Below are 22,176 nucleotides of genomic sequence, written 5' to 3' on the forward strand. Positions count from 1 at the left end.
CGTCAGGCGGGACGGCTCAGACGGCCTCCGCGGCCTCGGTGAGTCGCTGGGCGCCCGCGTAGGCCACGGCCGAGACGACGAGCAGCAGCAGGGGCAGCCAGGGGCTGGGCAGCCGGTCCGCGAGCAGCACGGCGACGACGGCGGTGGCGCCGGTGCCCAGCAGGGCCGTCGCGACCGCCTGGGGCGCGGAGACGAGCCGCAGCAGCAGCCCGCCGGCCAGGACCCCCGCGACCAGCACGAGCACCAGCAGCGTGGCTCCCAGGCCCGTGCCGCAGCTGCTCGAGCCCAGCGCCGCGCGACAGCCCTGGGAGGAGAGTGCCACCAGCGCGACCATGGCCGCCCCGGAGCCGAGCCCCGCGAGCGGAGCCACGGCGGCCGGGGACAGTCCGCGGGCGCCCTCCAGGCCCGCCGCCAGTGCCGCCGTCGCACGCTCGCGGCGCCCCGGGCCTGCGGGCTCGGGCTGGGGGTCCGGCTGGGGGTCGGGCTGGGGTCGGGCCTCGGCGACGGGCACGCGCTCCGGCGCCGGCTGGACGAGGGTCGGCTGCTCGGTCGTGGCCGCGTCCGGGTGCGACGTCATGTCAGGACTCGGTGCGCCCTCGTCGGCCGCGCCCTCGTCGGCCGCGGCGTCGGCGCCGCGGCGGCGGCCGAGCAGGCGCCCGAGGCTGGGCGCGGCGAGCTTGTCGCGCTCGGAGTCAGGCATGCCCGCAGTGTGGCACGCGCCACGGTGCGGGGACATACGCCCAGGGGTCCCGCGGTGGGCTCGGGGTGAGGGGGAGGGCAGACGCACGCAGGGCCCGGACCCACTCTCGTGGGTCCGGGCCCTGCTGTCGGTGCCGGGGCACCTGAGGGTCGGGCTGACAGGATTTGAACCTGCGGCCTCCTCGTCCCGAACGAGGCGCGCTACCAAGCTGCGCCACAGCCCGATGTGCTCCACCAACGGTGGCTCACAAGCACGGGAGCATAGCCCAGCGGCGTGGTCGGCCCCCAATCGGGGAGCATCCCTGGACGGGTCGGCCCGCGCCCGCTCAGGCCACCGGCTCCAGGGTCAGCAGGACGGCCTCCGGGCGGCACGCGACGCGCACCCGGGCGAAGGGGCTGGTGCCGAGCCCCGCGCACACGTGCAGCCAGGACGAGGCGGGGTCGCCGGGCCGGGAGTCGGCCGGGTGCCGGTGCAGCCCGCGGGCGCGCGCGTTGTCGAGGTCGCAGTTGGTGGTGAGCGCCCGGCCGTTCGGCAGGCAGACCTGGCCGCCGTGGGTGTGGCCGGCCAGGATCGCGTCCCACCCGCGCTGCGCGAAGTGGTCCAGCACGCGCAGGTACGGCGCGTGCGCGACGGCGAGCCGCACGCCGGCGTCCACGGGTGCGGCGTCGTCGACCGCGGCGAGGTCGTCGTAGGCCAGGTGCGGGTCGTCGACCCCCGCGAAGGCCAGGTCGACACCCTTCACGCTCAACCGCCCCGTGGTGTTGGTGAGGTCCAGCCACCCGCGACCGGTGAACGTGGCGGCCATGTGCCGCCACGGCAGCTCCGGCACGTCGGTGCGCCGCTTGCCGGTGTCGGGCAGCAGGTACTGGAACGGGTTGCGCACGCGCGGCTCGAAGTAGTCGTTGGAGCCCAGGACGAAGACGCCCGGCGCATCCAGGAGCGGGCCGAGGGCCTCGACCAGCGGGCCGACCGCACGCTGGTGGGAGAGGTTGTCGCCGGTGTTGACCACGAGGTCCACGGGCAGCGCGGAGAGCCGCGTCAGCCAGTCCCGCTTGCGCTCCTGGCCCGGGGTGAGGTGGATGTCGGAGAGGTGCAGCACGCGGATCGGGTCCGCCCCGGCGGGCAGCCCCGCCAGTCGGTGGCGGCGCAGGGTGTAGCGGCGGGCCTCGGCGGCGCCGGCGGCCAGCGCGGCGCCGCCGGCCGCCGCCAGGCCGAGGCCCGCGAGCACGGCGGGGCCGGGGGTGGGCAGCGGTCGGGCCAGCGCGTCGCGCAGCAGGCGCGGCGGGGCGGGAATCGACGTGTGTCGCACGAGGCCAGGCTGCCACAATGGCGCCCATGACCACTCTCAAGGACCGTCTCCGCACCGACCTCACCGCCGCCATGAAGGCACGCGACGAGCTGCGGTCCTCCACCCTGCGGATGGTCCTGTCCGCCGTCACCAACGCCGAGGTCGCGGGCAAGAGCGCCAAGGTGCTCACCGATGACGAGGTCGTCACCGTGCTGACCAGCGAGGCGAAGAAGCGCCGCGAGGCCGCGTCCGCCTTCGCCGAGGGCGGGCGGGCCGAGTCCGCGCAGCGCGAGGAGGCCGAGGCCGGCGTCATCGCCGAGTACCTGCCCGAGCAGCTGACCGACGAGGAGATCGCCGCGATCGTCGCGGCCGCGGTGGAGTCCACCGGCGCCGCCGGCGAGGGGATGCGCGCCATGGGCAAGGTGATGGGCGTGGTGCAGAAGCAGACCAAGGGTCGCGCGGACGGCGGCGCGGTGGCCGCCGAGGTGAAGAAGCAGCTCGGCGCCTCCTGAGACCGAGGCGGCGACCGAGGGCGTCGACCGCAGGACGAGCAGGGCCCCGGACCGATGATCGGTCCGGGGCCCTGTCGCGTCAGGCGGGGTGGGGGCTAGCCGTTGTTGCCGCCGCCGTTGTTGCCCCCGCCGTTGCCGTTGCCGTTGTTGCCGCCGCCGCTGTTGTTGCCGCCGCCGTCGTTCCCGCCGTTGTTGCCGCCGTTGTTGTTGCCACCGTCGTTGTTGCCCCCGGTGCTGGGGGTGTTCACGACCGGCGGGACGCCGTTGGAGGGGTAGAGGATGACGAAGGAGTTCTCCGCGGCGGTGCTGCCGCCGCCCGGCGAGCTGTAGGCCACCAGACCGGCCGAGAGCGAGGAGTTCACCGAGCTGCCGACGGAGACGCCGAAGCCGGCGTCCTTCAGCGTCTGGCGGGCGGTCTCGATGGTCATGCCGGAGACCGAGGGGACGGTCGTCTGCACGCCGTTGACGACCGCGTCGGTGGGAGCCACGAAGTTCTCGTTCGCCAGCTGGTCGTCGATAGCCTTCATCGCGTCGCCCCAGATCGGCGCGGCGTAGGTGGAGCCCGAGGCCGAGGCCACGTAGCGGCCGTTGAGGTACTTGCCCACCAGCGACTCGGGCTGGCCGAGGTTGTTCACGCCGGCCACCATCGAGACGGCCGCCATGTTGCGGGTGAAGCCGGCGAACCAGACGGCGCGGCCGCTCTGGGTGGTACCGGTCTTGCCGCCCGCGGGCTGGTCGAGCGCCTGGGCGGAGGCGAAGCCGCCCTCGATGACGCCGCGGAGCACGTCCGCGACGCCGTCGGCGGTCGTGGCCTGCATGACCCGCTCGCAGCTGGAGTCGTACTCCTTGACCGTGTTGCCGTTCGGGCCGGTGATCGAGGTGACCGGGCGCGAGTCGCAGTGGACGCCGCGACCGGCGAAGGTCGCGTAGGCCTCGGCCATCTCCAGCACGCTGGTGTCGGCGACGCCCAGGGTGAAGGCCGGCACCTCGTACAGGCTGCGGGCGGTCTTGCCCTTGAGGTTCTGGATGCCCATCTTCACCGCGAGGTTGTAGGGCTTGCAGATGCCGACGCGCTGCTCGAGCTGCACGAAGAACGTGTTCACCGACTGCTGGGTGCCCGTGTAGAGCGTGTAGGTGCCGTAGCCCGTGGAGTTGTTGACCTCGTAGTCCTGGGTGCTCTGGATCGGGCCGCTGCAGTCGCGGAAGGAGCTGATCGGCAGGGTGATCGTCTGCGGCGAGGCGATCTGCGTGTTCAGCGGGATGCCCTGCTCGATGGCGGTGGCCAGGACGAACGGCTTGAACGTCGAGCCCGGCTGGAAGCCGTTGGAGTCGCCGTACTCCTTGGGCACCACGAAGTTCAGGTAGGTCTCGCCCTGCTTCTTCTTCCGGCCCATCGGACGGGACTGCGCCAGCGCCTTCACGTCACCGGTCAGCGGCTCGACCATGGCCAGGCCGCCGATGGCCCCGTCGGTCGGCTGCACGGCGTTGGAGACGGAGGTGTCCGCGGCGTTCTGGAAGTCCATGTCCAGCGTCGTCTGGATGGTGAGGCCGCCGGTGTAGAGCAGGCGACGACGCGCCTTCTCGGAGCGCCCCAGGTCGGAGTCGGCGACCAGGTAGTTGACGACGTAGTCGCAGAAGAACGGGGCGGTCGCGGAGACGCAGCCGTTCTGGTTCTTCTGCACGTCCAGGCCCAGGCCCTGCTTGCGCAGCTTGGCGGCCCGCTTCTGGCTGATCACCGACAGGTCCGCCATCCGCTGGATGACGACGTCACGACGGTCCTTGGCGCGGGCCTTGTCGTTGGTCGGGTCGTACCCGTAGGGGTTCTTGACCATGCCGGCGAGCATCGCCGACTGCTTGACGTTGAGGTCCTTGGCGTTGACGTTGAAGAAGTGCTTGGCCGCCGCCTGGATGCCGTAGGCGCCGTCGCCGAAGTAGACGATGTTGAGGTAGCGCTCGAGGATCCAGTCCTTGGAGTGCTGCTCCTCCAGCGCGACCGCGTACCGCAGCTCGGTGAGCTTGCGCGCGTAGGTGTCCGCCGTGGCCGCCGCCTGCTCCTCCTCGGTCGCCGCCTGGTTGATCAGGGTCTGCTTCACCAGCTGCTGCGTGATCGACGAACCGCCCTGGACGGTGCCGCCCGAGGCCTGGTTGGTCACGAAGGCACGCAGCGTGCCCTTCACGTCCAGCGCGCCGTGCTCGTAGAACCGGTAGTCCTCGATCGAGAGGATCGCCTTGACCATCGTGCGCGAGACCTGCCGCAGCGGCACCTCGACACGGTTCTGGTCGTACAGCGTCGCGATCGTGTTGCCGTCGACGTCGAGGATGGTGGTGCGCTGGGCCAGGTCGCCGGTCTCCAGCTCCTCGGGGAGGTCGTCCATGGTCTCGGCGACACCCTGCGCGCTCAGGCCCACGAGGCCGGCGAACGGGATGGCGAGACCGGCGACGACGACGCCGAGCACGACGGAGACGGCGACCATCACCCCGAGGTGGGAGGTGATCCGGGCCGCGGTGCGGGAAGCGGACATGGGCGCAAGGGTACGGGAGCACCCCCAGCCTGGCCGCGTCGTCGCGGCCGCCCCGGCGGAGGACCCGCGCAGGCGTCTCACAGGTTCGTCCACGGGGCCTCCGCGGGGCCCCGGCCCGGTCGGGCTGGCCCGGTCGGGGAGGTGGGGGTACCACCCGGCCCGGGCGGGCCGAGGCCGTCGTGGCCACGGCCGTGCACCGGCGTCCGGTGAAACCTGCGCCCGGCCTGGGTGGCCCTGTGGGTCAGCCCGCAGGGGTGAGCGGCATGGCCCGGAACCCCGGTGGGTGTCTGACCTGGTCAGAATCCAGGTCGGGAACGGTTGCAACGGGTGTTGCAGCGTTCTGAAACGTTGCTGTAACGCGACGGTCGCCCGGCGGTGATCCCCCAGGGTTCCGGGGGTGCACTCGGACTAGTCATATCGGACTAGAAGGTTTGGGCAATTCGTGCCTGCAAAGGTCGGCACGACGGCGGTTTAACTTTAACCAGGGACAAGTAACGGGTCCGACGACCGCCATGGGGGTGGAGGTCGCGGGCCCCTGGAATGATGTGGGGACGACATCATGTGGGTTGAAGACTGGGCGCCTGAGGCGGCCTGCCGAGAGGCGCAGCCGGACGAGCTCTTCGTGCGCGGCGCCGAGCAGAACAAGGCGAAGATGATGTGCGGCGGTTGCCCCGTCCGCACCGAGTGCCTCGCAGAGGCCCTCGACAACCAGATCGAGTGGGGCGTGTGGGGTGGCATGACGGAGCGTGAGCGCCGTGCCCTGCTCCGTCGCAAGCCGGCGTCCTCGTGGCGCCAGGTGCTCGAGACGGCACGCACCAACCCGAGCGCTCCGACGCGCACGGCCGCTCCGGTCGGTCGCTGAACCAGCCGGCCCCCCAGGCCGGCCCGGCGCACCACCGCAGCACCAGCACCACGCACGCAGCACCCGGTCGCGACCCGCGACCGGCCCGGCTCGCTGACACGCTGATCCGCGGCCGACCGGCACACCTCCAGGCCGGTCCGCCCCGGACCACCCGCCGCCTCCCGGTGGCGGGTGGCACGCGTGCGTCCCGGTGCCCGGCAACGTCGCCGGCACCGGGCTCAGGCGCGAGACAGCAGCGCGCCCACCCGGCGCAGGCCCTTGAGGTCGTGCACGTCGCCGGGCAGCGCGGCCACCTGCGTGGTGGCCACGTCGGGGTGCGCAGCGGTGAAGCGGCTGCACAGCTGCTGCTCGCGACGCACGGCCGACCACCGGTCGGCGTGCAGGCGCAGCAGCCCGGCGGCCAGGCCGCCCTGCCGTCGTCCACGTAGACGCTCGACGGCGGCCCGCGCCTCCTCGGCCGACAGCTTGCTGCGCGGCTCCGGGGTCGTGCGGTTCACGACCATGCCCGCGAGCGGCATCGCGTCGCCGTCGAGGCGCTCGACGAAGTAGGCGGCCTCGCGCAGCGCGTCCGGCTCGGGCGCGGCGACGACCACGAAGGCCGTCTCCTCGGCCTGGAGCAGGGCGTAGGTCTGCTGCGCGCGGGCCCGGAACCCGCCGAAGACGGTGTCGAGCGCGGCCACGAAGGTCTGCAGGTCGGTGAGGATCTGGGCGCCGAGGATCTTGGTCAGCGCGCCCGTCACCAGCCCGAGGCCGGCCGTCATCAGCCGCGCCGGGCCCTTGGCCGGCGCGAGCATGAGCCGCAGGAAGCGGCCGTCCAGGAAGCTGGAGAGCCGCTCGGGGGCGTCGAGGAAGTCCAGCGCCGAGCGCGAGGGCGGGGTGTCCACGACGATCAGGTCGTAGGTGCCCTCCGCGCGGGCCTGCGCCCGGACCTGCCCCAGCTTCTCCATGGCCATGTACTCCTGCGTGCCCGCGAACGAGCTCGAGAGGGCCACGTAGAACGGGTTCTCCAGGATCGCGCGGGCGCGCTCCTGGCCGGCCTGGCTGAGCACGACGTCGTCGAACGTGCGCTTCATGTCCAGCATCATCGCGTCGAGGCCGCCGCCGGCGCTCTCGTCGATCCCGACGACGGGGCGCGGGGTGTTGTCGAGCTTCTCGATGCCCAGCGACTGTGCGAGTCGACGCGCGGGGTCGATGGTCAGCACCACGACGCGGCGGCCCCGCTCGGCCGCGCGCAGGGCCAGGGCGGCCGACGTGGTCGTCTTGCCGACCCCGCCCGAGCCGCAGCACACGATGATCCCGGTGGCGCGGTCGTCCAGCAGCGCGTCCACGTCGAGGACGCCGGCCGGGTCGGTGCGCCGACCCTGGGGACCGACCCGCTCCTGCCGGCTCACGCGAACCCCTGCCCGCGCAGGTCGGCGGCCAGCTCGTAGAGGGCGCCGAGGTCGACGCCGCCGGGGAGCCGGCCCAGCTCGGCGACCGGCACGTCGAGGTCGGCGACCACCTCGCGCTGCGCGTCCTCGAGCGCGCGGCGCTCGGCGTGGTCACGGGCCTCGGAGGCGAGGCCGTCGAGCAGCACCTTGGTGGGCCGCACCCCGGCGTGCTCGAGCTCGCGGCCCAGTGCCTCCTTGTCGAGCCGGCCGGCGAGGGCGAGCGCGAGGTCGTCGTCCGAGACGTCGTGCGGGCGCACCTGGTTGACCACCACCCCGCCCACGGGCAGCCCGTGGCGGCGCAGCTCGGCGATGCCGTCGGCGGTCTCCTGCACGGGCATCTCCTCCAGCACGGTGACGAGGTGGACGGCGGTGCGCGGGGAGCGGAACAGCGACATCATCTGGTCGGCCTGCTTCTTCACCGGCCCGACCTTGGCCAGCCCCGCGACCTCGTCCGAGACCCCGAGGAACTGGGAGATCCGGCCCGTGGGCGGGGCGTCGAGGACGACGGCGTCGTACTCGGTCGCCCCACGGTTGCGCGCGTTGCGGTGCACGGCCTCGTAGACCTTGCCGGTGAGCAGCACGTCGCGCACGCCGGGGGCGATGGTGGTGGCGAACTCGACCACGCCGAACTTCTCCAGCGCCTTGCCCGCCCGGCCGAGGCGGTAGTACATGGCCAGGTACTCCAGCAGCGCGGCCTCGGGGTCGATGTTGAGCGCGTGCACGCTGCCGGGGCCCCGCTCGTCGCGCAGCCCGGTGGCGATCCGGGTCTCGGCGTAGGGCAAGGGGTCGACGTCGAACATCCGGGCGATGCCCTGGCGCCCCTCGACCTCGCACAGCAGGACCTGCTTGCCGTGGGAGGCCAGCGCCAGCGCCAGCGCCGCGGCCACGGTGGACTTGCCGGTGCCGCCCTTGCCCGTCACCACGTGCAGTCGGGCGCGGGGCCAGGGGGAGGTCACGAGCCCAGCCTAGGGCGGCCGCCGCGGGCGCGGGTGGCCTTCGGGGTGGGTGCTCCGGGCCCGCGTGAGCCGGGCCACCGGACCCGTCGGGACGGGCATGACAGGTGTCGCCGATGTGACTCCAGCGGTCTGGACCGGCAGGGTGGATGGTTGTTCGACCGCGCTGCCCGACGTTCTCGGAGTCGGTGTCGTGCCAGGTCGGAGGCGGTTTCGTGCCCCCTGACGGGTGAGGCGTCCGCCCCGTCCGCGCCCTGCCGTGTGCGCCGGGTCCTGAGAGTGACCTGAGTAAAAGTCGCGCCGCGGGTGATTGGCACTAGCCGGTTCGGGCAATCAGTGTCAACGGCCGTTGTCCCCCCGATGGAGAGGTTCCATGACCAGCAGTCCTCCGACAGACCGAGTCGCCGAGATGGGCGACCAGCCCGAGCGTGACGGCTCGGGCGACCTCCGCCCGCCGCAGGAGCCCGAGCACCGCGGCCTCCTCGCGGCGCCCCGGGTGTTCCTGCCCTCCGCCGGCATCATCCTGGCGCTCGTCGTCGTCGCCCTGGTCGTGCCCGGCCCCTTCGGCGACTTCATCACCAAGGTGAACAACACCGTCGTGCAGGACATCGGGTGGTACTACATCGCCCTGGTCTCCTCCTTCGTCTTCTTCTCGCTGTGGCTGATGGCCGCGCCCGTCGGCCAGGTCGTGCTCGGCCGCACCGACGACGAGGAGCCCGAGTTCGGCCTCATGAGCTGGTTCGCGATGCTGTTCGCGGCCGGCATGGGCATCGGCCTCGTCTACTGGGGCGTCGCCGAGCCGCTGAACTACCTCGCGAGCCCGGTGCCCGGCACCGACTCCAGCACCATCGGTGCCACCGCGCGCACCGCCATGGACATCACGTTCCTGCACTGGGGCCTGCACGCCTGGGCCATCTACGTGGTCGTCGGCCTCGCCATCGCCTACGCGGTGCACCGCAAGGGCCGCCCGATCTCGATCCGCTACGCGCTCGAGCCCCTGTTCGGCAAGCGCATCCTGGGCTTCTGGGGTGACGTCGTCGACGTCATCGCCATCGTCGGCACCCTGTTCGGCGTCGCCACCTCGCTCGGCCTCGGCGTGAGCCAGGTCGGCAGCGGCCTGGCCTTCCTCGGCGTCCTCGACGAGGCCACCACGCCGATCCTCGTGGTGCTGATCGCGGTCATCACCGCGTTCGCCCTCGCCTCGGTGCTCTCGGGCGTCGACAAGGGCATCAAGCTGCTCTCGAACATCAACCTGGTCGTCGCGGCGCTGCTGCTCGCGGCCGTCCTGGTGCTCGGCCCGACCGTCTTCCTGCTCAGCGACTTCGTCACCCAGATCGGGTCGTACCTGCAGAACTTCTTCCAGATGGCGTTCAACGTCCGCCCGTTCACGGGTGACGCGGGCGCGAGCTTCCTGTCGTCCTGGACGACCTACTACTGGGGCTGGTGGATCAGCTGGGCGCCCTTCGTCGGCGTCTTCATCGCCCGCATCTCCCGCGGTCGCACCGTCCGTGAGTTCGTCGCCGGCGTCCTGCTGGTGCCGACCCTGGTCACGTTCCTGTGGTTCTCGGTCCTGGGCGGCTCCGCCCTCTACCGCGAGGTCTACGGCCAGGGCGGTCTGATCAGCGCCGACGGCACGGTCAACTCCAACACCGCGCTGTTCGAGATGCTCGACAAGCTGCCCGCGGGCACCGTGCTCAGCGTGGTCGCGATCGTCCTGATCGTGGTCTTCTTCGTGACCAGCTCCGACTCCGGCTCGTTCGTGGTCGACATGCTCTCCGAGGGCGGCAACACCAACCCGCCGCGCTGGAGCCGTGCCTTCTGGGCCACGATGGAGGGCCTGGTCGCCGCCGTGCTGCTGCTCGCCGGTGGACTCGGGGCGCTGCAGACGATGTCGATCCTGGTGGCGGTGCCGTTCAGCATCGTGATGATCCTGATGATGATCGCGCTGGCCAAGGCCCTTCTGGGCGAGCACAAGGCCATCGAGCGCCGCAAGCGCCGCTGGCTGGCCCGCGAGGTCGCCAACGAGATCCACGAGGACGACTCGATCAACCTCTCCGCGACGACGACCGAGAAGCGCTGACGCTCCTCGCCCCGCTCGCCGCACCACGGCCGGACCGCCCCCGACGCACCTGCGTCGGGGGCGGTGTCGCGTCCGGAGCGGGCCAGTAGGGTGCGGGCATGACCAAGTGGCAGTACCAGGTGGCGCCGATCCCGCTCCACAACGAGGCCCTCATGCTCAACAACTTCGGCGAGGACGGCTGGGAGCTCGTCGCCATCCACACGAACGCGCAGGGCGGGCTGATCGCCTTCCTCAAGCGCCCCGCGGAGTGAGTGCCGTGGGCGTCGTCGAGAGCCGCCTGGCCGAGCTGGGCCTGTCCGTCCCCGACGTGGTGAAGCCCGTCGCGGCCTACACCCCGGCCGTGCGCACCGGCTCCTACGTCTACACCTCCGGCCAGCTGCCGATGCGGGCCGGCGAGCTGATGACCACCGGCAAGGTCGGTGGCGAGGTCACGGCCGAGGAGGCGTTCGCCTGCGCGCAGCAGTGCGTGCTCAACGCCATCGCCGCGGTGAAGGCCGAGATCGGTGACCTCGACCAGGTCGTCCGCATCGTCAAGGTCGTCGCGTTCATCGCCTCGACCCCCGACTTCACCGGCCAGCCCGGCGTGGCCAACGGCGCCTCCGAGCTGCTCGGCCAGGCCTTCGGCGAGGCCGGCGTGCACGCCCGCTCCGCCGTCGGCGTGCCGGTGCTGCCGCTCGACTCGCCCGTCGAGGTGGAGATGGTCGTCGAGGTCGCCTGACCTCCCCCGACCCGCCCGGAGACCCCGTGCCGCACGTCCCGATCCCGCCCGCGCCGCTCCCGGACAGCCTCGTCGAGGCCGTCCGGGAGCACGCCGCGGGACGACGGCGGGCCGCCGAGCCCCGCGACGCGGCCACCGTGCTGCTGCTGCGCGACGGGCCCGGCGGCGTGGAGACCTACTACCTGCTGCGGCAGCGCTCGATGGCGTTCGCCGCGGGCATGGCCGTCTACCCCGGCGGCGGGGTCGACGCCCGGGACGCCTCGGCGGACCTGCCCTGGGCCGGCCCGCCCGTCTCGTGGTGGGCCGAGCGCCTGGGCTGCACGCAGGACGAGGCACGCGCCGTCGTGGCCGCCGCGGTGCGCGAGACGTTCGAGGAGTCCGGCGTCCTGCTGGCCTCCGAGCCGGGCTCGGAGGTCGTCGTCCCCACCGAGGGTGCCGCGTGGGAGGCCGACCGCGTCGCCTGCGAGACCCGCGCCTGCTCGCTCTCGGAGCTGCTGACCCGCCGCGGCCTCGTGCTCCGCAGCGACCTGCTGGCGCCGTGGGACGCGTGGCTCACGCCCGAGATCGAGCCGCGTCGCTACCGCACCTGGTTCCTGGTCGCGGCCCTGCCCGCGGGCTGCGCGACCCGGGACGTCTCGGGGGAGTCCTCCTCGGTGGAGTGGGCGCCGGCCGGCGCGCAGGCCGCACGCGCCGAGACCGGCGAGGTGGCCATGATGCCGCCGACCTACCTGACCTCCCTCGAGGTCGGTGCGTTCGACTCCGTCGCGGCGGTCCTGGAGGACGGGGCCGGGCGGCGGCTGGAGATGTTCTGCCCGCAGCCCGTCGAGACCGACGGCGAGTGGCGCTTCCGCTACCCCGACCGGCTCCAGCGGCTGCTGGTCGGGCGGGGCCGCGCGTGAGCACCGACTGGGTGGGCGGAGCCTTCGGCGAGCGAGGCCGCTGCGTGCTCGCCGACAACGCGGGTCCCATGACGCTGGACGGCACCAACACGTGGGTGCTGGCCGAGCCCGGTGCCCGGCGGGCGCTGGTGGTCGACCCCGGCCCCGAGCTCGTGGCGCACCTGGACGCCGTGGCGGGCGCGGCCGAGGAGATGGCCGGGTCGGTGGCCGCAGTCCTGCTCACCCACCACCACGCCGACCACGCCGAGGCGGCCCGCACCTTCGCCGAGCGGGTCGGCTGCGGCGTCCGCGCCCTCGACCCGGCCCTCACCCTCGGCGACGAGGGCCTCGCGGACGGCGACGTGGTCGACGTCGACGGACTCGAGCTGCACGTGGTGGCCACCCCGGGGCACACCGCCGACTCGCTGTCGTTCTGGCTGCCCGCCGAGCGGGCCCTGCTCACCGGCGACACCGTGCTGGGCCGCGGGACCACGATGGTCGCCCACCCCGACGGCGAGCTGGGGGCCTACCTGGGCTCGCTGGAGCGGCTGCACGCGCTGGCCTCCGAGGTGGGGGCGGCCTCGGTGTGGCCGGGCCACGGCCCGGTGCTGGCCTCCGCCGTGGACGTGCTGGACGCCTACCGCGCCCACCGCGTGGACCGGCTCGAGCAGGTGGAGCAGGCGGCCGACGCCCTCGGCCTGGCCCTGCACGACCCGGCGCTGCTCGACCACGCCCGTGACGTGGTGGAGGTCGTCTACGCGGACGTCGACCCCGTCCTGTGGCCCGCCGCGGAGCTCAGCGTCCGCGCCCAGCTCGCCTACCTGGCCGGCTGAGCACGCCGACCACGTCCGCGTCGCCGGACGCGGCTCAGGCGGCCTCGGTGGAGAGCTCGGACATGGGGGTGACGACGCCGTCGCGCACCAGGCGCCGGGTGACGCCGAGGCGCCGGCCGACCCGCAGGGCCGACCAGCCGACGTAGACGATCGAGAGGGCGACGATCACGTACGTGTTCATCGCGTCGGTGCCCAGGACGCTGACCAGGAACTGGGTGGTGAACAGGCCCAGCAGCACGCCGGCGTCCCGCGCCGAGAGGCGGAGGTCGAGCAGCAGCGCCACCGCGAACAGCGACTGGGCGGCGGTGATCAGCAGCTCGAAGCGCTGCTCGGTGTCGATCGGCAGCCCTGCGACGGTGCCGGCGGAGAGGGCGAAGACGAGGGGGAGACCGCCGACCAGCAGCGTCCACTGGTTGACCTTGGAGGAGAGCAGCGCGCCGAGGGAGTCGTCGGCCTTGAGCCGCCACGCGTAGAGGCAGGCGACGATCAGCTCGGGGGACTCGCTGGCCAGCGGCGCGATCCACTGCACCAGCAGGAACTGGGAGACGCCCAGCTCCTCGCCGGTGGTGGTGAGCGACTCGGCGAAGTGCTCGGCGCACGCGAGGATCATCAGGCCGGCGACGACGAAGGTGCCGATCACCCAGGCCCGCCGGGGGCGGGTGTCGAGGCCGCCCATCCACGCGGACGTGCCCAGCAGATCGGGCTCGGAGGACTCCATGCGCGAGAGCCGCCAGGCGTAGCCCGCGAAGATGAGCAGGAAGACGGCCGAGTCGATCAGCGTGAGGCTGCTGCGCAGGGGCAGGGTCAGCGAGTACAGGGTGGCGATCCCGAGGAAGACCACCTCCACCGACATCGCGGGAGCCAGGCGCACCTCGGCCGCGTGGTGGTCGACCTGCTTGGCCTCCTTGCGGCTGCGCCACAGCGCCAGCGTCGCCACGAGCACGACCAGGGGCCACCCGACGCCGACGAGCACCCGGTTGGCGCCGGTCATGTTCGCCAGGGCCAGGCCGCAGACCTCGGGGCTGCCGCCGTCGGCCGCGAACTCGCCGCCGCACTGGGTCGTGAAGACGAAGTCGACCGCGTACTCCGGCAGCACGGCCACCAGCGCCAGCAGGGCCAGCGCGAGGCCGGCGTTGATGTCGACCTGCACCGCCTCGGCCGCCCACGAGAGCAGGAAGGCTGCCCCGACGATCGCCAGGCCGTAGACCAGCACCTGCACGGGGGCCGCGATCTCGGGTGCCGGCCCGCCCAGGTAGGCCGCGGCCCCCAGGTACGTGCCGGGCAGCGCCAGCAGCGCCGCGATCGCCAGCGGGAGCGGCGGTCGGGTCGCGACCGGCGCGTCGGTGCTCGTGGACATGGGCCCACCCTGTCGTGTCCGCTCGGCGCGAGGCATCACCCCGCCCGGCGCGCGGCCCGCGCCAGAAAGCTGCTGCCGACTCACCGCCGAGTCGGCAGCACGTCACTGCCGACTCGGCGGAAGGTGAGGCTGGGGGGCGGGGGGGGGGCTTGGGGGATCAGGCGGGGTGACGGCGCCCGCGGAAGCCGGCGACGGTGCCGAGGCCGAGCAGCAGGACCAGGACGCCGCCGGTGCCGGCGACCAGCCAGCGCTGCAGGGTCCAGTGGCCCACCCAGCTCCACGGCAGCGCCCCGGGCGCGACGGTGGAGGCCTTGAGGGGGCGGTCCGGCTGCTGGAGGAGCCCGCCGGCCACGGAGAGCGTGGCGCTCAGCTCGGGGTCGGTGCGGATCAGCGGGGTGTGCTGACCGCCTCCCACGGCCGCGACGGTGCCGCCGCCGGCCGAGGTGGAGGACACGAGGACCCGGGAGCCCACGGTCGTCATGACCCGTCCGCCCCCGGCCTGGGCCGAGCGCAGTGCGCGCGTCGACGCCGTGCTGCTGCTGCCCTTCTCCGCGTTCACCCACGTGATGGCTCCGTCGTCGGTGACGGAGAGTCCCAGCAGCGGGGTCTCGGACGCCTCCGCGACGTCGGGGGCGCCGTCGCCCACGACGGGGACGCGCCCCACGATCGAGACGCGGCCGCCCACGCTGCTGGTGGTCCACTCCTGCGCGGCGTCACCGGAGAAGGAGACCCAGGCCCCCGAGGGCGACCACGCGAGCTGGGTGGCCAGGGCGGCGACGCCCGTCGGCAGGTCGGGGGTCAGGTCGGTGGTGGTGACCTCGCCGGTGCGCAGGTCGAGCACCGCGACGCCGCTGGCCACGGTCGTCGGGGCGTCCGCCTGCGCGTCGAACGGGGCCGGCGGCTCTGACCAGGCGTAGGCGAGCCGCGACCCGTCGGGCGAGAGTGCCAGTGCCGGCTGCACGGCCGCGGTGGCGGTGGGCTCGCCACCGACCCAGCCGGGCAGGTCGAGGGCGCGGTACCGCCCCCACGGGTCGACGGTCACGACCACCGAGGTGGCGTCGTCGGTCTCCTGCGCCCAGGCGGCGCCCTGGACACCGACGGCCAGGGTTGTCGCGGGCTCGGACAGGAGCGAGTCGGGCACCGCGACGAGCGTCCTCGGGACCCCCGCGCGAGCCTGCTCGGGCCGGTCGTCGACGCCGAGGAAGGCCAGCCAGAGCGCCATGCCCACGACGAGGACGCCCGCGAGCAGCGGCAGCCGCCCCCGGCGCATCCCGAGCGTGAGGACGCCCGCCAGGAGGTAGACGCCCACCAGGCCCAGCGCCGCCCAGTACCAGGGCAGGCCGGTGTCGGTCGTGGGCCAGGTGGGCTCGGTGACCTGCACGCTGGTGCGGGCCAGGTCGGCCGCCACGGCGGTGAGCCCCTCGGGCACCGTGGCGACCTCGGTGACCTGGACGGTGCCGTCACCGGGGTCCAGGGTCAGGTCGAGGAGCGTGGCGGGGCCGGCGTGGTCGGCCGCGTCGAGCGCGCGGACCAGCACGTGGCCGGCGCCGTCGGACAGGCTCCCGCCCACCACGGTGAGGGCGAGGTCGTCCAGGCCAGGGACGGGGACGGCCGCTGCCGTGGTCAGCAGCCGGTGTCGCACGGTGCCTCCGGTCCGGCCGCGGGCGACGGTGTCCATCACGAGCCCGGCCGTCGGGTCGACGGCCAGGGGGAACCGGCCGTTCGGGGCGAGCGACAGCGCGGTGGTCTCCCCGTCGCGGGTGGTGCTCAGGACCGCGCGGCGCGTCGCCGTGACGGCGGTGCCGTCGTCGTCCACCGCGACCTCGAGGTCGGTCAGGTCGGACCCGCGCTGCGGCACCCGCCAGGTCTCGCCGGTGGCGGTGTCGACGACGCCGGAGACCTCGGCCGCGCGGGTGGCGTCGGCGGTGCTGGTGAAGCCGGCGAGGGCCAGGTAGCGCCCGGCCGGGGACCACGCCCACTGCTCGACGGTGAGCCCGTCGGTCACGTCGGTGCTGACGACGGTCACGTCCCCGGTGACCAGCGAGGCGAGGCGGACGTCGCCGCGGCCGCCGTCGACCGACTTCCCGGACCACGCCAGTGTCGTGCCGTCGGGGGAGAGCGTGACGTCCTGCCCGCTGCGCCACGCCATGCCCGGGGGCTGGAGCACCGCGTACGAGCCGTCCTCGGCGGAGACCGCGACGACGCCGTGGTCGACCCGCTCGATCGCGGCGGTGACGCCCACGGCGAGGTCGGCGGTGGTGAGGGCGTCCAGGCTCTCGACCGGCACCTCGACGACGGTCGAGGGGAACCCGCCGCCGGGCCCCGCGGGGTCCACGTCGTCGGGCTGGGAGAGCAGGGGCAGGCCGGTGACGGCGGCGGCCAGCACCAGGACGGCGGCCACGACCCCGCCGATGCGCACCGCGACGTCGCGACGGTGCGCCCGGCGACCGCCCGCCCAGGTGGCCTCGACGTCCGGGTGCAGGTCGGGGGCGTCGTGGGAGAGGCGCTCCAGCTCGGAACGCAGGTCGGTGGGGCTCACTGGGCACCTCCGGGGGAGGGGGTGGAGCCGACCAGGTCGGCCAGCTCCGGCGCGACCACGCGGATGCGGGTCAGCGCCTGGCGGGTGAGGGACTTCGCGGTACCGGGCCGGATGCCCAGGACACGCGCGGTCTCGACCTCGGTGAGGTCCTCGTAGAAGCGCAGCACCAGCACGGTGCGCTGGCGGGAGGTGAGTCGTGAGAGCGCGTCGGCCAGCGTCAGCCGGACGGCCGGGTCGGCCTCGGGCGCGGCGGGGCGGTCGCCCGCGGCGTCCAGGCCGTGCTCGACCACGCCCTTGCGGCGCCGCCACCACGAGATGTTGGTGGTGTACATGATCCGGCGGACGTACGGCTCTGGATCGCCCTCGATCCGGTGCCAGGCGCGGGCGGCCTGGAGCAGGGCGTGCTGCACGAGGTCCTCGGCCGCGTGGGCGTCCTGGGTGAGCAGGTACGCGGTGCGCGACAGCGAGGCGGTGCGTGCCCGCACGAACTGCTCGAAGTCTGCTTTCGAAGTCACGACGACCCCCTTCCACCCCTCACTACGCAGGCGAGGGTGCGGACGGGGGTCGTCGCGCGGAGAATTCTTCGAATGTCCTGAGCGGGGCGGACGTCGGGGACGTCCGCACGCTCAGGGGTGCCGACCGGTGGGTCAGCGGGCGCGCTTGGCGAGGCGCTCGAGGTCGAGGATGACCACGGAGCGCGGCTCGAGGCGCAGCCAGCCGCGGCTGACGAAGTCGGCCAGGGCCTTGTTCACGGTCTCGCGGGAGGCGCCGACCAGCTGGGCGAGCTCCTCCTGGGTGAGGTCGTGGTTGACGTGGACGCCGTCGTCGGCGGTGCGGCCGAAGCGGTCGGCGAGGTCGAGCAGCGCCTTGGCGACACGGCCGGGGACGTCGGAGAACACGAGGTCCGCCACGACGTCGTTGGCCTTGCGCAGGCGGCCGGCCAGCTGGGCGAGGAGGCCGCGCGCCACGACGGGGCGACCCTCCAGCCAGCGCAGCAGGTCCTCGTGCGAGAGCGAGGCGAAGGAGCAGTCGGTCACCGCGGTGACGGCGGCCGAGCGCGGGCCCGGGTCGAAGAGCGAGAGCTCACCGAACATCTGGCCGGGGCCGAGGATCGCGAGCAGGTTCTCGCGCCCGTCGGTCGAGGTGCGGCCGAGCTTCACCTTGCCGTCGAGCACGATGTACAGCTTGTCGCCGACGTCGCCCTCGTGGAAGAGGACCTCGCCGCGGCGCAGCCGGCTCTCGGTCATCGAGGCGCGCAGCGCCGAGGCTGCCTCGTCGTCCAGCGCACTGAACAGGGGCGCTTGACGCAGTACGTCGTTGTCCACCAGGGACCTCCCACTCGCTTCTTCTCCGGGACCCGTCCTAGGACGGGCCACAGGCATCCTATCGGTGCCGGCACGGACGCAGGCGTCCGCCTCGCCGATCAGACCACCTCGCAGCCGTTCGGACTGCGAACCGGTCCGTGCCGACTGGAACATGCCAATCATCATGATGTCAGATGTCTGTCAGGTGTGTGGTGTCGTCGGCCGCTCCTCGCCGGGGAGCGGGGAAGGCCGGGCTGTCACCGGTGTCTCGTACGCTCGGGGGCGTGGCGCAGCAGCAGGAGAACACGCAGGGGACGACGGCCCGCCGGCGCGCCCCCAAGGCCTACTCCACCGCCGGCGAGACCGAGCTCGGCCTGGTGCGCCGGGCCCGGCGCATCCACCGCGTGCTGGCCGAGACCTACCCCGACGCGCACTGCGAGCTCGACTTCGAGGACCCGTTCCAGCTGCTGGTGGTCACCGTGCTCTCCGCGCAGACCACCGACAAGCGAGTCAACGCCGTTCGCCCGACCCTGTTCGCCGCCTACCCGGACCCGCGCGCGATGGCCGCCGCGGACCGGGAGACGCTGGAGGGGATCGTCGGGCCGCTGGGGTTCTTCCGCGCCAAGACCGAGTCGCTGCTCAAGCTCTCCGCCGCGCTCGTGGCCGACCACGACGGCCAGGTGCCGGCGCGCCTGGAGGACCTGGTCAAGCTGCCCGGCGTGGGCCGCAAGACGGCCAACGTCGTGCTGGGCAACGCCTTCGACGTCCCCGGGATCACCGTCGACACGCACTTCGGCCGCCTGGCCCGGCGCTTCGGCTGGACCGAGGAGACCGACCCCGTGAAGGTCGAGCACGCCGTCGCTGCGCTGTTCGAGAAGCGTGACTGGACGATGCTCTCGCACCGCCTCATCTGGCACGGCCGGCGCCGGTGCCACGCCCAGAAGCCGGCCTGCGGCGCCTGCCCGGTCTCGCGCTGGTGCCCGGCGTTCGGCGAGGGCCCCGTCGAGCCCGAGGCCGCGGCGAGGCTCGTGCGCACCGAGGGCAGGGCGTGAGGCGCTCGCTCGCGGGCGCGGCGGCGGCCGTCGTCCTGCTAATGCCCCTGCTCGCCGCCTGCGCACCCTCCTCCACGGGGGAGGACGACGGCACGGCCACGGACGGGCAGGTCGTCGACGGCTCCTCCATCGACGTCGACACCCGTGCGCTGCGGGCGCAGCGGGCCGAGGTCGGCCTGGAGGACTGCGTGCCCGGCACCGGAGACGGCGCGGTCGAGGGCGGCCTGCCCGCGCTGACGCTGCCCTGCCTCGGTGGCGGAGACGCCGTCGACCTGGCCGACCTGCGCGGCCCGCTGGTCGTGAACTTCTGGTACTCCACCTGCGGCCCCTGCCGCGCCGAGCTGCCCGTGCTGGCCGAGTTCCACGACCGGCACGGCGACGACGTGCCGCTGCTCGGCGTGGACTTCAACGACCCGCTGCCCGAGGCCGCGCTGGAGCTGCTCGCCGACTCCGACGTCACCTACCCCTCGGTGGCCGACACCGACGGCGCGGTGCTCGCCGACGACACCCTGCGGATCGTCGGCTTCCCGACCACGGCGTTCGTCGCCGCCGACGGCACCGTCAGCTACGTGCAGGCCGGCGAGATCGAGTCCGTCGACGAGCTCGAGCAGCTCGTCGCCGACCACCTCGGGGTGGACCTGTGAGCGGCGCGGAGGCCCCCGTCGTCGGCCCCGGGGGCGCGGACGAGGCGGCGCAGCCCTTCCCCGCGTGGCTGGAGCCGGTGCGCACCGCCACCGAGCGGATGGCCGCCGCCGACCTGACCCGCTACGTCCCGCCCGCGGACGGCAGCGCCCGGCCCGGCGCGGTGCTGATGCTCTTCGGCGAGCGCGCCGGTGCCGACGTCGACCCCGCCGACCCGCTCGCCTGGCGCGAGGCCGGTGAGCTGCTGCTGACGGAGCGGGCCCACGACATGCGCTCCCACCCCGGGCAGGTGTCCTTCCCCGGCGGCTCGCTGGACCCCGGCGAGGGCGTCGAGGAGGCCGCGCTGCGCGAGGCGCAGGAGGAGGTCGGGCTCGACCCCGGCTGCGTGCAGGTCTTCGGCCGGCTGCCCGAGCTGTGGCTGCCGCCGTCCAACTTCGCCGTCACCCCCGTGCTGGGCTGGTGGGCGGTGCCCAGCCGGGTGCGGATCGCCAGCGAGGGCGAGGTGCACGCCATCCACCGGGCGCCCCTGGCCGAGCTGGTCGACCCCGAGCACCGGCGGACCGTCGTCCACCCCAGCGGCTACCGCGGGCCCGGGTTCCTCATCGGCGACGACCACGACGTGGTGCTGTGGGGCTTCACCGGCGGCATCGTCGCCCGCCTGCTGGACTTCCTGGGCTGGGCCGAGCCGTGGGACACCTCCCGCGAGGCGGGGCTGCCCGACTACATGCTGGCCGCGGACGAGGCCACGCGCCGGCGCTCCCGGCTGCTCGACATCGAGGACGACCTGTGAACGCGCTCGACTGGGTGCTGGTGGTGCTCGCGGCCACCTACGCGCTCTCGGGCTACTGGCAGGGCTTCATCACCGGCGCGTTCGCGACCTCCGGACTGCTGCTCGGCGGGCTGGCCGGGGTGTGGCTGGCACCCGTCGCCCTCGGCGACGTCGGCCCCTCGTTGCTGGTCTCGATCGCCGCGGTGTTCATCGTCATCGCCTGCGCCTCGGTGGGCCAGGCGGTGCTCCAGTGGACCGGGGCTCGCGTGCGCAGTCGCGTCACCTGGCGGCCCGCCCGCGCCCTGGACGCGGTGGGTGGAGCGGCGCTCTCGGCCGTGGCGGTGCTGCTGGTGGCGTGGGCGCTCGGTGTCGCGGTCTCCGGAACCCGCATCCCGGGGATCACCGCCCAGGTGCGCTCCTCGGCGGTGCTCGCCGAGGTCGACCGCGTGCTGCCGACCTCGGCCGACAACGCGCTCGACGGGTTCAACACCCTCGTCGGCGCCAGCGTCTTCCCCCGCTACCTGGAGCCGTTCGCGACCGAGGACATCGTGGCCGTCGGCCCCGGCGACGACCGCGTGCTCAACCGCCGCGGCGTGGTCGCGGCGGCCGGGTCCGTCGTCCGGGTCACCGGCGTCAACCGCTGCGGCGAGGGCGTGGAGGGCACCGGCTTCGTCTACGCCGACGACCGCGTGATGACCAACGCCCACGTCGTCTCCGGGATCACCGACCCCGACGTCGCCATCGACGGCGAGGCGAGCCCCGGCACGGTGGTGCTCTACGACCCCGACCTCGACGTCGCGGTCATCGCCCTGGACACCACCGGCACCACGCCGCTGTCCTTCGCCGACACCTCGGTCGGCGACACCGTCGCGATCGCCGGGTACCCGCTGGACGGCCCCTACGACGTCCGGGCCGCCCGCGTGCGGGCCGAGCAGCGGCTGCGCTCGCCCGACATCTACGGGGACGGCGCGGTGCTGCGCGAGGTGTACTCGCTGCGCGGGCTCGTGCGCCCCGGCAACTCCGGCGGCCCGGTGCTCGACAACACCGGCGACGTGGTCGGGGTGGTGTTCGCGGCGTCGGTGACCGACTCCGAGACCGGCTACGCGCTCACGGCCGACCAGGTCGCCCAGGCCGCCGAGCAGGGCCGCTCCGCCTCGTCCGCCGTGTCCACGGGGGACTGCGCCGGCTGAGCCGGCCCAGGGGGCGGTCCGAGCGTCAGGCCTTGCCCTTGAGCGCCTGCGGGATCTCCTTGCCCTGGGCGATCGCGCGCTCGGGGGCGCGGACCTTCTTCACGCTGCGGATGCCCGCGAGGACGAGCCCGCCGATGATCAGCGCGTAGGCGCCCACCACGATCAGGAACGACCACATCAGCGGGAGGCCGTGACCGTCCCAGTTGATGAACAGGGCGATCGTGATCGAGAGCAGCACGAGGAACAGGCACGCCAGGAACGCGGCGGCGGCGAACATCGCCACGCCCATCCCGCCGAACTTGGCGCTGATCTTCAGCTCGCTCTTGGCCAGCTCGATCTCCTGCTTGACCAGCAGGGAGAGGTCCCGACTGGCATCGGCGACGAGCTTGCCGATGGTGGGATCGGTGTCCTTGACCGGCTCCATGGCGACCAGGTGCTCCTTCTCGTCGACGACGTGCAGGTCGACACTATCGGTTCCCCGGGGCCCTCACGGTGCCGGCCGGGTGAGGGAGCCGCTGGCTTTACCCGGTCACCGGGCGGCACCCGC

The 22,176-nt window shown here is 73.6% G+C and carries 21 protein-coding genes and 1 tRNA gene; 11 read left to right on the forward strand and 11 right to left on the reverse strand.

What is annotated here, in order from left to right:
- Positions 1 to 16: 16 nt before the first annotated feature.
- The 3 genes from M8330_RS10340 to M8330_RS10350 all read right to left on the reverse strand — a co-directional run bounded on the left by M8330_RS10340 (position 17) and on the right by M8330_RS10350 (position 2,009).
- Entirely contained in the window at positions 17 to 700 is a 684-nt protein-coding gene (locus M8330_RS10340) for a hypothetical protein (RefSeq protein WP_250827255.1), read from the reverse strand.
- 149 nt (positions 701 to 849) lie between these two features.
- Positions 850 to 923 (reverse strand) — tRNA-Pro (locus tag M8330_RS10345).
- 102 nt (positions 924 to 1,025) lie between these two features.
- Positions 1,026 to 2,009 carry a metallophosphoesterase gene (locus M8330_RS10350; protein ID WP_308196267.1) on the reverse strand — a complete coding sequence of 328 codons (984 nt, stop codon included), beginning with the start codon at positions 2,007 to 2,009 and terminating at the stop codon, positions 1,026 to 1,028.
- A 26-nt stretch (positions 2,010 to 2,035) separates the two neighbouring features.
- Here M8330_RS10350 and M8330_RS10355 point away from each other — a divergent pair, with 26 nt between their 5' ends.
- Positions 2,036 to 2,500 carry a GatB/YqeY domain-containing protein gene (locus tag M8330_RS10355; protein ID WP_250827256.1) on the forward strand — a complete coding sequence of 155 codons (465 nt, stop codon included), beginning with the start codon at positions 2,036 to 2,038 and terminating at the stop codon, positions 2,498 to 2,500.
- Between the two features lie 95 nt (positions 2,501 to 2,595).
- Here the strand turns inward: M8330_RS10355 and M8330_RS10360 are convergent, their stop codons facing one another.
- The gene (locus M8330_RS10360) at positions 2,596 to 5,022 is read right to left on the reverse strand and encodes a transglycosylase domain-containing protein (protein ID WP_250827257.1); all 2,427 of its coding nucleotides are present in this window, start codon (positions 5,020 to 5,022) and stop codon (positions 2,596 to 2,598) included.
- 559 nt (positions 5,023 to 5,581) lie between these two features.
- Between M8330_RS10360 and M8330_RS10365 the strand changes: the two genes are divergently transcribed.
- The gene (locus tag M8330_RS10365) at positions 5,582 to 5,884 is read left to right on the forward strand and encodes a WhiB family transcriptional regulator (RefSeq protein ID WP_250053892.1); all 303 of its coding nucleotides are present in this window, start codon (positions 5,582 to 5,584) and stop codon (positions 5,882 to 5,884) included.
- A gap of 218 nt (positions 5,885 to 6,102) precedes the next feature.
- Here the strand turns inward: M8330_RS10365 and bagB are convergent, their stop codons facing one another.
- Together bagB and bagA are read right to left on the reverse strand one after the other, a co-directional pair.
- The gene (gene bagB, locus M8330_RS10370; protein ID WP_250827258.1) at positions 6,103 to 7,275 is read right to left on the reverse strand and encodes an ArsA family ATPase; all 1,173 of its coding nucleotides are present in this window, start codon (positions 7,273 to 7,275) and stop codon (positions 6,103 to 6,105) included.
- Positions 7,272 to 8,270: an ATPase BagA gene (gene bagA / locus M8330_RS10375; RefSeq protein ID WP_250057141.1), complete on the reverse strand. Its 999-nt coding sequence runs from the start codon at positions 8,268 to 8,270 to the stop codon at positions 7,272 to 7,274. The genes bagB and bagA overlap by 4 nt, the downstream gene beginning before the upstream one ends.
- A gap of 370 nt (positions 8,271 to 8,640) precedes the next feature.
- Here bagA and M8330_RS10380 point away from each other — a divergent pair, with 370 nt between their 5' ends.
- The 5 genes from M8330_RS10380 to M8330_RS10400 all read left to right on the forward strand — a co-directional run bounded on the left by M8330_RS10380 (position 8,641) and on the right by M8330_RS10400 (position 12,776).
- Positions 8,641 to 10,347: a BCCT family transporter gene (locus tag M8330_RS10380; RefSeq protein ID WP_250827259.1), complete on the forward strand. Its 1,707-nt coding sequence runs from the start codon at positions 8,641 to 8,643 to the stop codon at positions 10,345 to 10,347.
- Between the two features lie 98 nt (positions 10,348 to 10,445).
- On the forward strand, positions 10,446 to 10,598 hold the full coding sequence (gene sp36, locus M8330_RS10385) for a Sp36 family protein (RefSeq protein ID WP_250057145.1): 153 nt from the start codon (positions 10,446 to 10,448) through the stop codon (positions 10,596 to 10,598).
- Between the two features lie 5 nt (positions 10,599 to 10,603).
- Entirely contained in the window at positions 10,604 to 11,065 is a 462-nt protein-coding gene (locus M8330_RS10390) for a RidA family protein (protein WP_250057147.1), read from the forward strand.
- Positions 11,066 to 11,091: 26 nt separating this feature from the next.
- Positions 11,092 to 11,964, forward strand: a complete 873-nt coding sequence (locus M8330_RS10395) for an NUDIX hydrolase (protein ID WP_250827260.1) — start codon at positions 11,092 to 11,094, stop codon at positions 11,962 to 11,964.
- Positions 11,961 to 12,776 (forward strand): MBL fold metallo-hydrolase, encoded by an 816-nt coding sequence (locus M8330_RS10400; protein ID WP_250827261.1) that lies wholly within the window; start codon positions 11,961 to 11,963, stop codon positions 12,774 to 12,776. Before M8330_RS10395 ends, M8330_RS10400 begins: the two co-directional genes overlap by 4 nt.
- Positions 12,777 to 12,810: 34 nt before the next feature.
- Here the strand turns inward: M8330_RS10400 and M8330_RS10405 are convergent, their stop codons facing one another.
- The 4 genes from M8330_RS10405 to M8330_RS10420 form a co-directional block, all read right to left on the reverse strand.
- Entirely contained in the window at positions 12,811 to 14,133 is a 1,323-nt protein-coding gene (locus M8330_RS10405) for a calcium:cation antiporter family protein (protein WP_250827262.1), read from the reverse strand.
- A gap of 157 nt (positions 14,134 to 14,290) precedes the next feature.
- On the reverse strand, positions 14,291 to 16,672 hold the full coding sequence (locus tag M8330_RS10410) for a TolB-like translocation protein (protein ID WP_250827263.1): 2,382 nt from the start codon (positions 16,670 to 16,672) through the stop codon (positions 14,291 to 14,293).
- Positions 16,669 to 17,187, reverse strand: coding sequence for a SigE family RNA polymerase sigma factor (locus M8330_RS10415; protein ID WP_250827264.1), 519 nt, complete (start codon positions 17,185 to 17,187; stop codon positions 16,669 to 16,671). Before M8330_RS10415 ends, M8330_RS10410 begins: the two co-directional genes overlap by 4 nt.
- A gap of 132 nt (positions 17,188 to 17,319) precedes the next feature.
- Positions 17,320 to 17,997: a Crp/Fnr family transcriptional regulator gene (locus M8330_RS10420; RefSeq protein WP_136569113.1), complete on the reverse strand. Its 678-nt coding sequence runs from the start codon at positions 17,995 to 17,997 to the stop codon at positions 17,320 to 17,322.
- Between the two features lie 353 nt (positions 17,998 to 18,350).
- Here M8330_RS10420 and nth point away from each other — a divergent pair, with 353 nt between their 5' ends.
- From nth to M8330_RS10440, 4 genes are read left to right on the forward strand one after another with little or no spacing between them, the layout of a single operon-like run.
- Positions 18,351 to 19,028 carry an endonuclease III gene (gene nth, locus M8330_RS10425; protein ID WP_250827306.1) on the forward strand — a complete coding sequence of 226 codons (678 nt, stop codon included), beginning with the start codon at positions 18,351 to 18,353 and terminating at the stop codon, positions 19,026 to 19,028.
- Positions 19,025 to 19,672: a TlpA family protein disulfide reductase gene (locus M8330_RS10430; RefSeq protein WP_250827265.1), complete on the forward strand. Its 648-nt coding sequence runs from the start codon at positions 19,025 to 19,027 to the stop codon at positions 19,670 to 19,672. The genes nth and M8330_RS10430 overlap by 4 nt, the downstream gene beginning before the upstream one ends.
- Positions 19,669 to 20,460: an NUDIX hydrolase gene (locus M8330_RS10435; protein WP_250827266.1), complete on the forward strand. Its 792-nt coding sequence runs from the start codon at positions 19,669 to 19,671 to the stop codon at positions 20,458 to 20,460. The genes M8330_RS10430 and M8330_RS10435 overlap by 4 nt, the downstream gene beginning before the upstream one ends.
- Positions 20,457 to 21,629 (forward strand): MarP family serine protease, encoded by a 1,173-nt coding sequence (locus tag M8330_RS10440; protein WP_250827267.1) that lies wholly within the window; start codon positions 20,457 to 20,459, stop codon positions 21,627 to 21,629. Before M8330_RS10435 ends, M8330_RS10440 begins: the two co-directional genes overlap by 4 nt.
- Positions 21,630 to 21,654: 25 nt before the next feature.
- Here the strand turns inward: M8330_RS10440 and M8330_RS10445 are convergent, their stop codons facing one another.
- On the reverse strand, positions 21,655 to 22,053 hold the full coding sequence (locus M8330_RS10445) for a phage holin family protein (protein WP_250057164.1): 399 nt from the start codon (positions 22,051 to 22,053) through the stop codon (positions 21,655 to 21,657).
- Positions 22,054 to 22,176: the final 123 nt, after the last annotated feature.

This window comes from Nocardioides bruguierae, assembly GCF_023656415.1.
In the GTDB taxonomy this organism is placed as follows: domain Bacteria; phylum Actinomycetota; class Actinomycetes; order Propionibacteriales; family Nocardioidaceae; genus Nocardioides; species Nocardioides bruguierae.

Excerpts from the sequence above, each read along its gene's own strand:
- M8330_RS10360 (WP_250827257.1), bottom strand. The coding sequence starts at position 5,022 with ATGTCCGCTTCCCGCACCGCGGCCCGGATCACCTCCCACCTCGGGGTG.
- M8330_RS10355 (WP_250827256.1), top strand. The coding sequence starts at position 2,036 with ATGACCACTCTCAAGGACCGTCTCCGCACCGACCTCACCGCCGCCATG.
- M8330_RS10340 (WP_250827255.1), bottom strand. The coding sequence starts at position 700 with ATGCCTGACTCCGAGCGCGACAAGCTCGCCGCGCCCAGCCTCGGGCGC.
- M8330_RS10380 (WP_250827259.1), top strand. The coding sequence starts at position 8,641 with ATGACCAGCAGTCCTCCGACAGACCGAGTCGCCGAGATGGGCGACCAG.
- sp36 (WP_250057145.1), top strand. The coding sequence starts at position 10,446 with ATGACCAAGTGGCAGTACCAGGTGGCGCCGATCCCGCTCCACAACGAG.
- M8330_RS10445 (WP_250057164.1), bottom strand. The coding sequence starts at position 22,053 with ATGGAGCCGGTCAAGGACACCGATCCCACCATCGGCAAGCTCGTCGCC.
- M8330_RS10405 (WP_250827262.1), bottom strand. The coding sequence starts at position 14,133 with ATGTCCACGAGCACCGACGCGCCGGTCGCGACCCGACCGCCGCTCCCG.
- M8330_RS10365 (WP_250053892.1), top strand. The coding sequence starts at position 5,582 with ATGTGGGTTGAAGACTGGGCGCCTGAGGCGGCCTGCCGAGAGGCGCAG.